Annotated in this window: 10 protein-coding genes; 6 read left to right on the forward strand and 4 right to left on the reverse strand. The window is 62.8% G+C overall.

Annotated elements, in window-relative coordinates; all coding sequences use genetic code 11:
* The first annotated feature begins 56 nt into the window (after window positions 1-56).
* On the forward strand, window positions 57-284 hold the full coding sequence (locus VB672_RS08605) for a DUF6894 family protein (protein ID WP_329783776.1): 228 nt from the start codon (window positions 57-59) through the stop codon (window positions 282-284).
* A gap of 334 nt (window positions 285-618) precedes the next feature.
* Entirely contained in the window at window positions 619-1,482 is an 864-nt protein-coding gene (locus VB672_RS08610) for a hypothetical protein (protein ID WP_329783777.1), read from the forward strand.
* A 76-nt stretch (window positions 1,483-1,558) separates the two neighbouring features.
* On the opposite strand, the gene VB672_RS08615 is transcribed toward VB672_RS08610, so the two are convergent.
* Window positions 1,559-2,368 (reverse strand): class I SAM-dependent methyltransferase, encoded by an 810-nt coding sequence (locus VB672_RS08615; protein WP_329783778.1) that lies wholly within the window; start codon window positions 2,366-2,368, stop codon window positions 1,559-1,561.
* A gap of 220 nt (window positions 2,369-2,588) precedes the next feature.
* Between VB672_RS08615 and VB672_RS08620 the strand changes: the two genes are divergently transcribed.
* Window positions 2,589-3,368: a bestrophin-like domain gene (locus VB672_RS08620; protein ID WP_329783779.1), complete on the forward strand. Its 780-nt coding sequence runs from the start codon at window positions 2,589-2,591 to the stop codon at window positions 3,366-3,368.
* Between the two features lie 213 nt (window positions 3,369-3,581).
* On the opposite strand, the gene uvrA is transcribed toward VB672_RS08620, so the two are convergent.
* Window positions 3,582-6,563: an excinuclease ABC subunit UvrA gene (uvrA, locus tag VB672_RS08625; protein ID WP_329783780.1), complete on the reverse strand. Its 2,982-nt coding sequence runs from the start codon at window positions 6,561-6,563 to the stop codon at window positions 3,582-3,584.
* Between the two features lie 206 nt (window positions 6,564-6,769).
* Window positions 6,770-8,161, reverse strand: coding sequence for a calcium-binding protein (locus VB672_RS08630; protein ID WP_329783781.1), 1,392 nt, complete (start codon window positions 8,159-8,161; stop codon window positions 6,770-6,772).
* A gap of 364 nt (window positions 8,162-8,525) precedes the next feature.
* Here VB672_RS08630 and VB672_RS08635 point away from each other — a divergent pair, with 364 nt between their 5' ends.
* The 3 genes from VB672_RS08635 (at window position 8,526) to VB672_RS08645 (ending at window position 11,506) form a co-directional block, all read left to right on the forward strand.
* The gene (locus VB672_RS08635) at window positions 8,526-10,238 is read left to right on the forward strand and encodes a calcium-binding protein (RefSeq protein ID WP_329783782.1); all 1,713 of its coding nucleotides are present in this window, start codon (window positions 8,526-8,528) and stop codon (window positions 10,236-10,238) included.
* A 221-nt stretch (window positions 10,239-10,459) separates the two neighbouring features.
* Window positions 10,460-10,987 carry a single-stranded DNA-binding protein gene (gene ssb / locus VB672_RS08640; RefSeq protein WP_329783783.1) on the forward strand — a complete coding sequence of 176 codons (528 nt, stop codon included), beginning with the start codon at window positions 10,460-10,462 and terminating at the stop codon, window positions 10,985-10,987.
* Between the two features lie 291 nt (window positions 10,988-11,278).
* Window positions 11,279-11,506, forward strand: coding sequence for a DUF6894 family protein (locus VB672_RS08645; protein ID WP_329783784.1), 228 nt, complete (start codon window positions 11,279-11,281; stop codon window positions 11,504-11,506).
* A gap of 124 nt (window positions 11,507-11,630) precedes the next feature.
* Here VB672_RS08645 and VB672_RS08650 read toward each other — a convergent pair whose 3' ends face one another.
* Window positions 11,631-13,061, reverse strand: a complete 1,431-nt coding sequence (locus tag VB672_RS08650) for a calcium-binding protein (RefSeq protein ID WP_329783785.1) — start codon at window positions 13,059-13,061, stop codon at window positions 11,631-11,633.
* Window positions 13,062-13,184: the final 123 nt, after the last annotated feature.

Here is a 13,184-nt window from a genome sequence, read left to right on the forward strand (position 1 = left end):
TGCTGGCAAAAGCCGCTAGCAGTTTTCAACCTGATTGCGGGGGTGACAGTCCAACCATGCGCTGCTTCTTTCACCTCGTGAACGACTATGAAGAGATCGTCGACAATTCAGGGATCGAAGTCCATGACTTGGAAAACGCCAAGGTTCAGGCGCTCCTAGCCATCACCGAGCTGCGCCACGAGATCGGCATGGACATCGAGGATTGGTCCGGATGGCGCCTCGATATCGTTTGTCCGCAGGGTACGCTCCTGCATTCCATGCCCTTGAACAACACGGTGCATTGAAGGCGGTGCTCGGCCTGAGACCAAGGCCATCGTCGAAAACTCAATACTTACAGCAAAACTTCTGCTGACTTTACGATTAAAGTATAATCGTGAAATGATATAGCATTTTACATATCTTTTACAGCACGTTGTATCATGTGCACCAATAATATAAGTATTCGTTCTAATAAATATTCAAAACTGTGGAACTAACTTCCTTAAACCAGAGTCTTTTCATGCGAAGGCCCCAACAGGGTACCTCCGAGGGAGTATAGAGATGGATTCGCGTGGACGGTTGTTTGGCTTCGGTTACAGAACTTCGGTTTGTGGAGCGACAGTACTTCTGGTTTCTTCCTTGGTCTGGCAGCCGGCTGAGGCCCGCGACCGGGGCGGACGGTCTGACGGCATCGGTGCAGGGCTCGGCGTGAGCATCGGTGGAGATCGAGGGGTCTCTGCAGGCCTCGGGGCGAATGTCGGCGGCAGCAGCGGGATCGGGGCCGGTCTTGGGGCCAGCATCGGCGGAACGGGCGGCGTGAACGCGGGTGCTGGCGCCAATGTAGGAGGTACGAGCGGCGTCTCGGCCGGTGCCGGGGCCAATGTGGGCGGTTCGAACGGAGTGACGGCCGGCGGCGGCGCCAATATCGGTGGGGCGAGCGGAGTCTCCGCCGGAGCCGGCGCGAATGTCGGAGGCTCGGGCGGGGTCAGTGCAGGCCTGGGAGCCAATGTCGGCGGGTCTTCGGGCGTGAGTGCAGGCGGTAGCGCCGCCATCGGCGGATCCGATGGAGTCACCGCCGGTCTCGGTGCGAATGTCGGGGGCTCCAACGGGGTCAATGCCGGCGTCGGTGCCAACGTTGGCGGTTCCAACGGCATCGATGTGGGGGTCGACGTCGGGATCGGCGGGGGCACGCGCAACGGTGGAGGCACGGGTACCGGTGGCACCGGCGGAAGCGGTGGCGTCGGCGGAACGGGCGGTCTCATCAATCCAGGCTCCACGGGAACGGGCGGCGTGCGCAACCCGTCCTCGACGGGAAGCGTCGACCCCAACCGGCCGGGCAGACCCGGTCAGACGGAACGCCTCCGGGCGGAGCTCCGCACCATGAGCGAGGAGGAGCGCGTGAAGCTGCGTCGCAGCTGCGCCATGGTCTCGGCCTCGCCGGACGGGTACGATTCCGACATGCAGGCGCTCTGCCGTCTGATGAGCCGGGTGTCCGCTCGTTGAAAAACGAGCCGTGACGACCAGGAGGCGCGACCCATGGAAGTCGCGCCTTTTGGAGTCGATGGGCGTGCGCCAGACGCTAGCGCCAGGCCGTCACCACGAGCGCGCTCATGCGGTTTTCGACCGAGGACGGTCCGAAGCGTGCGATGAGGGCCTCGCTCGCCTTGGCCGTGATCTCTTCCAGGCGATCGGGGGCGCGGGCTTCGATTTCGGCCCGCAGGGGCGTGCCCTGACAAAGTCCCGTCGCGGGCTCGCGGGAGGAGGGGGCGCTCGTGGTCTTCTCGACCACTTCGATCTGCACGTTCTCGAACCCCGCCTGCTGCACCTCGCCGCGAATCCGGTCCGGATCGAAATAGCCGAAGGGCACGCGCTCGATGAAGCGGGGCGGATCGTCGGGAAAGGCTTTACCCGCAATGTCCGAGATGATGCGGCTGACCTCGTTGTGGTCGAGGGAGTTCCAGACGTTGAACACGAAGCGACCGCCGGGTTTGAGCACGCGCAGGGCCTCGCGATAGGCTGTCAGCTTGTCGGGAAAGAACATGACCCCGAACTGGCAGACGACCGCGTCGAAAGAGGCATCCTCGAACGGCAGCGACTGCGCATCGACCTGCCGCCATGTCACGTTGTCGGCCTGCAGCCGCTTGGCCGCGAGATCGAGCATCGCTTGATTGAGGTCGGTCGCGATGATCGGGAGGCCGGGTGGCAGGGTTTTGACCAAGGCGCGGGTGACGATGCCCGTTCCGGCGGCCGTCTCCAGGACCCGGCCCTGCACGACGTCACGCAGCCGCGCCGCCATGTCCTCGGCGAACGGCTCGAAGAGCAGGGGGCCGAGATATTGCTCGTAGATCGCCGGAATAGAGCCCGCAAAGGCGGAATCGGTGGCGCCCATCGTCTCCTCCACCGTGAAAGGCAGGGATGATCGCGCCGATAGGCAGGGCGGGCAAGTGGCTCAAAAGGCTAGGATTGACATTCATGCCCGATCGAACCCGGTCGGCCCTCTGAGCCGGGATACGCCGGAAAAGCTATGGCGTGTATGGATACGTCATGCTCTTTTGTGCGGCTGAGACCAAAGCGGGCGATCAGGAGGCACGCAGGATTCAGGAGCAGCCATGACGACGGCCATTCTGCAGCTTCCCGCCTGGTTGGGTGCGATCCTCGCGATGCTGATTGCGATCGCCGCCTCGGCGATTCCGTTCGTCCTGCTGCGCCGGCTGTTCAGCGAGGAGCTGCCGACGAAGACCCGTGACGTGGCCGAAACGGTCGCTGTCCGCATCGGCACGGTCCATGGTCTCATCCTGGCACTCGTCTTCGCGGAGGCGCAGTCCACGCATACGAACCTGCAGCAGGAGGTTTCCAAGGAGATTACGGCGATCGAGCACATCGTGCTGGAGCTGAACCAGTGGAACGGGCCGGTGAAGGATACCCTGAGAAGCCAGCTTGCCGACTACGTGTCGGCCGTGCTGCAGAACGAATGGCGCTCAGCCGCCCACCCGAGGGGCAGCCGAGAGGCAAGACAGGCCTATAACGCGCTCGATATGGGCATTCTCGACCTGAAGGCCGAGACGCCGCAGCAGCAATCCCTTCGCGCCCGGATGATCATGAACATGGACGAGCTTCAGGACCACCGGAAGGCGCGCCTTTCCCTGGCTCATCGCGGGCTTCCCAGCCTGTTCTGGTGGATGGCTCTGACCGGGTTCGCCATCATCGTCGGGTTCTTCCTCGTGTTCCCGGCCAATCCCGTACACATCGCCATCCTGTCCGTGTACGGAGCCTATACAGGCCTTGCGCTCTACTTCATCCTGGCGCTCAGCCATCCCTATGCCGGCCCCGCGGCCATCGACACATCGCCCTACGAGATCATGCTCGAGGATGAGCTGAAGGGGTCTTAGGCGGGCTCCGTCATACGAAGATTTTGCTGAAGCATCGGTCGTAGAATCGGCTGGCCACGTACCTCATGTCATGGCCGGGCTTGTCCCGGCCATCCCGATGATGTGAAACGCCGCGCATGTCGGATCGGGATCACCGGCACGAGGCCGGTGATGACGCCAGCGGATGCGCCAGCCAAGAAAGATACCCCTCGCGTACGCATGTGGCGAGGCGGCTCACTCCGCCGCCTGCCGCGTCACCTTCTTGACCTTCTTCGCCGGCGCCTTCCTGGCTGCGTCCTTTGGAGCAGCCTCCTTCTTCAAGGGTCTGCGCTGCAGCACTTCCTTGAGGAAGCGGCCGGTGTGGCTGGCCTTGGACTCGGCGATGTCCTCGGGGGTGCCCTGCGCCACGATCTGGCCGCCGCCGCTGCCGCCTTCGGGGCCCATGTCGATCACCCAGTCGGCGGTCTTGATGACCTCGAGATTGTGCTCGATGACGACAACCGTGTTGCCCTGGTCGACCAGCTCGTGCAGCACCTCGAGCAGCTTCGCGACGTCGTGGAAGTGCAGGCCCGTCGTCGGCTCGTCGAGAATGTAGAGCGTGCGGCCGGTGGCGCGCTTGGAGAGTTCCTTCGAGAGCTTCACGCGCTGCGCTTCGCCGCCGGAAAGCGTGGTGGCCTGCTGGCCCACATGCACGTAGTCGAGGCCGACGCGGGCGAGGGTCTGCATCTTCTCGCGGATCGACGGCACGGCCTTGAACAGCTCGCGGGCCTCCTCGACCGTCATGTCGAGCACGTCGGCGATGGATTTCTCGCGATACTTCACTTCCAGGGTCTCGCGGTCGTAGCGCTTGCCCTTGCACACGTCGCAGGTGACGTAGACGTCGGGCAGGAAGTGCATCTCGATCTTGATTACGCCGTCGCCGGAGCAGGCCTCGCAGCGGCCGCCCTTGACGTTGAAGGAGAAACGCCCGGCCTGGTAGCCGCGCGCCTTCGCCTCGGGCAGGCCTGCGAACCACTCGCGGATCGGCGTGAAGGCGCCGACGTAAGTTGCCGGGTTCGAGCGCGGCGTGCGGCCGATGGGCGACTGATCGATGTCGATGACCTTGTCGAGATGCTCCAGACCTTCGATGCGGTCGAAGGGCGCCGGGTGCTCCAGGGCGCCGTTGAGCTTGCGCGCCACCGCCTTGTAGAGCGTGTCGATGACAAGCGTCGACTTCCCGCCGCCGGACACGCCGGTGATGCAGGTGAAGGTGCCGAGCGGGATCTCCGCGGTCACGTCCTTCAGGTTGTTGCCCTTCGCGCCGACGACCTTCAGCATCCGCTTCGGGTCGCGCTTGCGGCGCTTAGCAGGCACCTTCACGGACATCTCGCCGGTGAGGTACTTGCCGGTGAGCGACTTCGGGTTCTTCATGACCTCGTCGGGCGTGCCCTCGGCCACGATCTGGCCGCCATGGATGCCGGCGCCGGGGCCGATGTCGAACACGTAATCCGCGTGGAGGATCGCGTCCTCGTCATGCTCTACCACGATCACGGTGTTGCCGAGATCGCGCAGGCGCTTGAGGGTGACGAGCAGGCGCTCGTTGTCGCGCTGGTGCAGGCCGATGGAGGGCTCGTCGAGCACGTAAAGCACGCCCGTGAGGCCGGAGCCGATCTGGGATGCCAGACGGATGCGCTGGCTCTCGCCGCCCGAGAGCGTGCCGGACGAGCGGGCGAGCGTCAGGTACTCCAGGCCCACATCGACCAGGAAGGTGAGGCGCTCGCGGATCTCCTTGAGGATGCGGCCGGCGATCTCGTTCTGCTTCTTGGTCAGCTTCTTGGACAGGTCGCCGAACCAGAGATGCGCGTCCTTGACGGACAGGGCCGTGGCGTCGCCGATGTCGGAGCCCGCGATCTTCACCGCGAGCGCTTCCGGCTTCAGGCGCTTGCCGCCGCAGGCCTCGCAGGGCGTCTCGCTCATGAAGCGCCCGATTTCTTCCCGCGCCCAGTCGCTTTCCGTTTCCTTGTAGCGGCGTTCCAGATTGGGGATTACGCCCTCGAAGGGCTTCCTGACCTCATAGGCGCGCAGGCCGTCGTCATAGGCCATGCGGATGGATTCACCGTCTGATCCGTAGAGGATGACGTCGCGCACCTTCTCGGGCAGCTCTTCCCAGGGCTTCGTCATGGAAGCCTTGTAATGCTTGGTGATCGCCTCCAGCGTCTGGCCGTAATAGGGCGAGGTCGACTTCGCCCAGGGCAGGATGGCGCCGCGCTTGAGCGACAGGCTCTCGTCCACCACGAGGGCCTCGTCGATGCGCATTTCATGGCCGATGCCGCCGCAGGTCGGGCAGGCACCGAAGGGATTGTTGAACGAGAACAGGCGCGGCTCGATCTCGGGGATCGTGAAGCCGGAGACCGGGCAGGCGAACTTGGACGAGAAGACGATGCGCTTCGCCTGGCCCTTCTCGTCCCTCTCGTCGGCATATTCGATGATCGCGATGCCGTCGGTGAGTTCGAGCGCCGTCTCGAAGGATTCCGACAGGCGGGCGGCGATGTCGGCGCGGACCACGATGCGGTCCACCACTACGTCGATGTCGTGCTTGAACTTCTTGTCGAGGGCAGGGGCCTCGTCGATGGCGTAGTACTCGCCGTCGATCTTCAGGCGCTGGAAGCCCTTCTTCTGGAACTCGGCGATTTCCTTGCGGTACTCGCCCTTGCGGCCGCGCACGACGGGGGCCAGCAGGTAGAGACGAGTCTTCTCCGGCAGCTCCAGCACCCGGTCGACCATCTGGGACACGGTCTGGCTCTCGATGGGCAGGCCGGTGGCGGGCGAATAGGGGATGCCGACGCGCGCCCAGAGCAGGCGCATGTAATCGTAGATCTCGGTGACGGTGCCCACCGTCGAGCGCGGGTTCTTGGAGGTGGTCTTCTGCTCGATGGAGATGGCCGGCGAGAGGCCGTCGATCTGGTCCACGTCCGGCTTCTGCATCATCTCCAGGAACTGGCGGGCATAGGCAGAGAGGGACTCGACGTAGCGGCGCTGGCCCTCGGCATAGATCGTGTCGAAGGCGAGCGACGACTTGCCGGAGCCGGACAGGCCGGTGAAGACCACGAACTTGTCCCGGGGAACCATGAGGTCGACGTTCTTGAGGTTGTGCTCCCGCGCGCCCCGGACGGAGATGACGCGTGCATCCGGGTCTCCCGCCTTCGCGCGGTTGAACAGATCGTCGAGTTTAGCCATTGCCCGCAAGCCTTTTGAGGAAATCCAGCCGCTCGGGCCGGTCCCCGCATATGTGATGCCTCGCCCGCCGGTGCAATGCGGCGGATGATTCCAGGTGTTTGATCCTAGAACAAAGAGGGTACGGGGAGCAAGCGGAGCTGTGGTGCCGTCCAGGCAAAAAGAAAAGGCCCGCCGGGGGCGGGCCTTCGGGTGGTGGAGGGCCGGTCTCAGAGGACCAAAATGAAGTCCGAAGGGTCAACGGCCGCCTTGTTGGTCAGGGTTGCCACGAGACTGAGATTGAATTTCGTCCCGGTCCCGTCGATATCGCAGTAGAGCTTGCCATCGTCCGTGTCGTATAGGAACTGCCCCAGGGTCGAGGTGGCCTTTGGATCGGTTCCGACAACAAGCGGGTTCACCATATCGAAGGTGGGAATGACGTCCTTATCTGAAACTGAATCGTAATACTCAAAGGTGCTGGTCCGGACGAGGAAGTAGTCCTTGCCCGAGAAGTCCGCGATGGTGCTTTGCACGTAGTCCGTCAGGATGAACTGGTCGTCGCCTGCGCCGCCGACGAGGGTGACATTTCTGCCGCCATAGAGCTTGTCGTCGCCCTTGCCGCCGTCGAGGACGATCCCAACCCCCTCCGGGGTGTCGATGCTATACTGGCTTGCCGAAAGGGTATCATCGCCTGCACCGCCGTTGATCACGCCGGCCTTGCCGGATCCATGGATCGTATCGTTGCCCTTCGTGCCGTTGATGACGCTCCCGATATCCATGCCGGAGATCGAGGCATTGACCTTCTCGAACTGTCCGGCCCTGATGCCCTGGTAGCCGATATCGACCGCCTTCTTGCCAGTGGCCTTCGAGAAGTCGAGCGAATAAACCACGCGGTTGGATGAAACGCCGTGAATACTGAGATCGAGCGTGTCCACGCCTTTTCCGCCAAGGGCATAGTCTTCGTTGTCGGGCGAGATCATATCGTTGCCGTCCCCTCCCAGGAGCCTGTCCCTGCCCGGAGGGGGGGCTGGCATGTTGGGGTCCGTGGAGACGAAAGGATCCCAACCGTTGAGGGAATCGTCGCCGGCCCCGCCGGACAGATAGTCGCTGCCGACCCCACCGTTCAGCTGATCGTCGCCCTTGCCACCGTCCAGTCGATCGTTGCCTTCGGCGCCGAACAGAGAATCGTCGTGTTCACCGCCGAAGAGCCTGTCGTCGCCCTCGCCACCATAGAGGTAGTCCTGGTCCTCGTCGCCGAAGAGCTTGTCGTTGCCCTCTCCGCCCGAGAAGTTGTCCCGGCCCTCGTCGCCATAGAGGGCGTCGTTGCCTTCATCACCGTAAAGGTAATCATTGCCTTCATCGCCATAGAGCTTGTCATTGCCCAGGCCACCGTAAAGATCGTCGTTGCCCAGCCCGCCGAGCGCCTTGTCTGATCCGGTGCCGGACTGGATTTCGTCATTGCCGCCGCCGCCGGTCAGGTTGTCATTGCCGTCGGCGCCAAAGATGTAGTCGTCCTCGGCCAGACCGTCGAAAATGTCCTTGAACTTCGAACCGAAGAAGGAGTCCTGCAGCTTGGTCCCCTTCATGGCCTTCTTCTTCGTGGTGATGCGGTAGGTGGTCATATGTTCCTCCGATTATCGGCGGCGCTCATGACATGTTATTTCGTATCAAGCAACTGCTGTTTGTAACAACCAATGGCTTTTTCGCGCTCTGAGGGGGATTTCGGGGCCTAAAGCCCGGCCGCACCCGCTGGAGTGAAGTGCGGGTGAGATTCAGGACTCAGGCAAAACCGCGACAGAACTCCAAGTGGGCGCACGTCTTCCAGTAGCCTTTACGTTGAGGAATGAGGCTGATCGATATGCGATTTGGCACATTGTTGCACCTTTCCGCCCTCGCGCCTCTTGCCGAACGGCCGAGCTTACCTAGTTCCTGCGAAACAAGATAACAAATCGGTCTTAGCGGGGGCCCAGACAAAAGGGCTATACGATGACAACCTCTACCGCATGGGGACCGGCCTTTCCGGTCAACTCTACAACCCGAGATGATCAGTTCAATCCCAAGCTGTGCTCGTTCAAGGACGGGTCCTTCCTGGCGGTCTGGGTGGATTCGAACGATGCCAACTCGGATACGGACGAAGGCGCCATCCGAGGGCAGTTTTTTCATGCCGACGGCAGCAAGAAGGGCGGCGAGTTCCTCATCAGTGCCTCCGCATCAGGCTCGCAGGCGTATCCTGAGGTGGCGATGCTGAACGACGGCCGCTTCGTCGTGGCGTGGCACAGTGATCTAGGTTCCGGTGTGCGGGCTCGTGCCTTCAAGGCGGATGGAACCCCGATCGGCAACGACTTCGAGGTGATCGGGAGCGGCAACGACGACTTTGGGCTCACGGCCCTGTCGAACGGCGGGTTCGCCGTTGCCAATTATGGCATATCCGACACTTTTATTCAGAGTTTCGATGCCAACCTGCAGAAACTCGGTTCCGAAGCGATGGTCTCCCGGAGCCGCGGTATGGAGGTCATCGGACTGCAGGATCGGTATATGGCCTTCTCCGGAGAAGGTGGAACGATCACCGGCTATATCCGCAACAACGACGGCAGCACCCCGGTCGGTGCGACTGAGTTCACCGTGACACTCGGAGCCGACAGCATGCCCGCTGTCGCCAAACTTTCGGACGGTCGGGTTATCGTGGTCTGGAGGGAGATCGACCACCGAACCGCTGAAGCCCCCTCTCAGATCAAGGGCCAGATCCTGAATCCGGACGGCAGCAAGAGCGGAGGCGAGCTACTGTTGAGCGCTCCCGGCCTGAGCGGCTGCCAATCGGTCTCTCTCACGGCCCTGGCCGATGGCGGGTTCGCCGTAGCCTACATCGACGACATTGACGGCAGGAACTTCGCCGATGTTCGCGTCTCGGCGTTCGATGGCAGCGGCACGCGTGTCGGCGCCGACACGATCGTCGGTCGTTCCTACGAAGATGGCCAGTCAGGGCATGGCGAAGCATTGGACGTCACGGCCCTGGCCGATGGCCGCCTCGCGGTGACCTGGAAAAGTTATATCGCCGATTGGGACGATTTCGGCTTCAGCGTTCACGGCCAGATCGTGGACCTGCGCCAGACGGGCGTGACTCTTACGGGCACGGCGGGAGACGACCGGTACTACGGCTCGCGCTTCAACGATTCCATGAAAGGCGAGGCCGGCAACGACATGCTGTCCGGCCAGGCCGGCAACGATGCCATCGCGGGCGGCCTCGGTAACGACAATCTGACAGGCGGCGAAGGCAGCGATAACGTCGCGGGCGACGCGGGCGACGACATGCTGTTCGGCCAGGGGGAACGCGATACCCTGACCGGCGGAGACGGCTCCGATGCCTTCGTGTTCGACGCCGCCCCGATGGTCGGCCGGGCCAAGCACGTCGACCGGATCACTGATTTCAACGGCCGCGCCGACAAGATCTACCTGGACGACGCCATCTTCAAAGGTCTGAGCAAGAAGGTGGGATCGCTCGACTTGGCCGTGAGGATCGACAAGAAGGCGTTCTGGAAGGGTAACGCGGCGCATGACAAGGACGACCGGATCGTCGTGAAATCCTCGGGAGACGTGCTCTACGATGCGGACGGCACGGGCAAGGGCAAGGCGGTGGTGGTCGCCAAGCTCGACCGGAAGGCACTGAAGTTCGTGGATGCCGGCGACTTCTTCGAGGTCTGATCGGCCGACATGGGATCGAGCCTGCAGGCCCTGCCTGCAGGCTTTCTGTTTGGGACACTTTGGCAGTCGGCTGATGGACGATACTCTTCCTGTTCCGTCCTGGCCGAGGGAAGGGCAGCGACATCGAATCTGGGGACAGGCCTGTGCAGAACGTCCCCGCTCACTTGCCGCCTGCCGCCCTTGGCCCCAGAACAGCCTCATGTGAACGAGGAGTGGCTCCGATGGCGGGCAGTGTGAACAAGGTGATCCTGGTGGGCAATCTGGGGCGGGATCCGGAGGTGCGGCGTCTGTCGAACGGGGAGCCGGTGGTGAACCTGCGGATTGCCACGTCGGAGACGTGGAAGGACAAGGGCACGGGCGAGCGCAAGGAGAAGACCGAGTGGCACTCGGTGGTGATCTTCAACGAGAACCTGGCCCGGGTGGCCGAGCAGTACCTGAAGAAGGGCTCGAAGGTGTACGTTGAGGGCCAGTTGCAGACGCGCAAGTGGCAGGATCAGAGCGGCCAGGAGAAGTACACCACCGAGGTGGTGCTGCAGCGCTTCCGCGGCGAGCTGACGATCCTGGACAGCCGCGGCGGTGGGGCCTCCGAGCTCGGCGACGAGGAGCCGGGCCAGATCGCCCGCGGCGGAGACTTCGGACGATCGCCCGCGCAGGATCGCCGTCCGGCCCCATCCTTTGGCGGCGGAGGCAGCGGGGGAGGCGGGGGCGGTTCCCGTTACAATGACCTCGACGACGACATTCCGTTCTAGCCGTTCGAGCGTCTCGCAGGAAGGGCCATCCGGGTGGGCGGTCTTTCCGGTGAGCCACCGGAGCGCTGTTCATGAGGCAAGCAGGGCAGTGTAGCTCGGCTTGAAAACTAGATTTCCAGCAAGCTCGGTCAGAGCCTCTCGGTTGAACCATTCAGGGCGGATTCACCGGCTGATTGTCTGAGAAGGAGAAAACTCACCTTGCGTCCGATCAGGGAAGCTGCTCATCTAAAGTCAGATTTCGGGTCAAGCTGCGGCTCGGCGGTTAAGTGACAATTTCCAAGGTATCCTGTCGTGCACTGTTACTTTCATCTTGTGCACACGCACGAACGGATCGTCGACGAGGCTGGGATCGAAGTTTCGGATGTCGAAGCCGCGCATTATCAGGCCCTCAAAGCCATTCAGGAGTTGCGGCAGGAAGGCGAAGCCGACGAGGTCGATTGGAGCGGCTGGCACCTTGAGGTCGTCGACGAGGCGGGCAATGTCCTGTTGTCGATCCCGTTGAATGTGGCGCAGCACTGAGTGGTCCCACGAAGACTCCTTCGCGTGGCGAATTCCTTGAAAGCGCTTGTACGCCTGATGGGCGGCAGGACGTCGGCTCAAGAAGGCCCGGATACCCTCTGGGCACCCTCCGGGCCTTCTGCCGTCATAGGACGAAATCGGCGGCCGAGAGTTGGGCCTTCGTCACGTTCTCAAGCTTGATGGAGTGGCTCGTCCCGGACAGATGGACGAGGGAGTAGCCTGTCCGATCGGCAATCGTGAGGCTGTCGAAGGAGGCGAAGCGCCAGGCGCGCAGGTCGATCTGATCCTCCCCTGGCCGGAAGTATTGGATCGTATCCTGGCCGGAGGACAGATCAAACGCGAAGAGATCGCGTCCGCCGCCGCCGTCCATGGTGTCGTTCCCGTATCCCCCGTTCAGATAATCGGCGCCGGTGCCGCCATAGGCGGAGTCGCCGACCAAGCGATCGTTCCCGCTGCCGCCGACCAGGGTGTCGTTGCCGTAGCCCGCAAAGGCGCTCGTGACCTGAGCATCGCCATAGAGCACGTCGTTGCCGGAGCTTCCGCTGAGATAGTCGTGCCCGCCACGGCTCTGATCGTTGAGGGACAGGGCATCGCCATAGAGCGTGTCGCTGCCCGTGCTGCCGTAGAGACTGTCGTTTCCGCCCGCCGAGGAGGCGAACATGCTGTACGCGTCGCCGCAAAGCGTGTTGTTGCCGCTTTCTCCCGACAGGTAATCGGCCCCGCCGATTGCTCCGTCGTAGAGCGCATAGGCATCCCCGTAGAGCCGATCGTTGCTCGATCCGCCGGAGAGCCAGTCAGCCCCGCCGACCGCGCCGTTGCGCATCTCGTAGCCGTCGCCATAGAGGATGTCCTCGGAGCCGCCGCCCTTGAGCGTGTCATGCCCACCGATCCCGGAATGGATCAGGGAACGCGCATCCCCGTAGAGCGTATCCCGTCCGCTGTCGCCGCTGAGCGTATCGGTCCCTCCTCTCGCTCCACCCTTCAACGTGGAGGCGTCCCCGTAGAGTTGGTCGTCGTCGTTCCCGCCATCGAGGAAATCCGCGCCTCCGGTGGCGGAGCCGGTCATGGTATACGCATCGCCGTAAAGGCTATCCCTGTCGTTGTCGCCGTAAAGCCCGTCGGCGCCGCCGGTCGTCGCCGACGACAAGGTATAGGCATCGCCGAAAAGGCTGTCGTCGTCATGGCCGCCATACAGCCTGTCCGCTCCGCCCCTTGCGGAGCCCGACATGGTGCGGGTGTCCCCATAAAGCCTGTCGTATCCGGACTCGCCCCAGATCCTATCGGAGCCACCGGCCGACGAGGAGCTCATGGTGTAGGAATCACCATAGACGGTGTCGCCGTCGAACCCGGCCCAGATCGTGTCGGATCCGCCGCGCCCTGTGAGCCGTAGATTTCGCACGTCGCCGTAGAGGTAATCCGCTCCATTGTAGCCATGGAGCGCGTCGCCGCCTGCCGTGCGCGAGCTGAGCGTGCCGCTGCTGTCGCCGTAGAGGGTGTCGGAAACGCCCGTTCCTTCGAGGAAATTCCTGCCCGGAGAGCCGATCTTTCGTGCCATTCTTGTCGAATCCAATGAAGCTCGTAAGTTTGAAGCGCATAGCTTATTTTCCTGTAACAGGATATCCATACGGAACTCGTGCGGCATATGGCCGTAGCTTTGTATCGTTTCGGCGCCAGGGAG

This window comes from Microvirga sp. CF3016, from assembly GCF_036314085.1.
Lineage (GTDB): Bacteria > Pseudomonadota > Alphaproteobacteria > Rhizobiales > Beijerinckiaceae > Microvirga.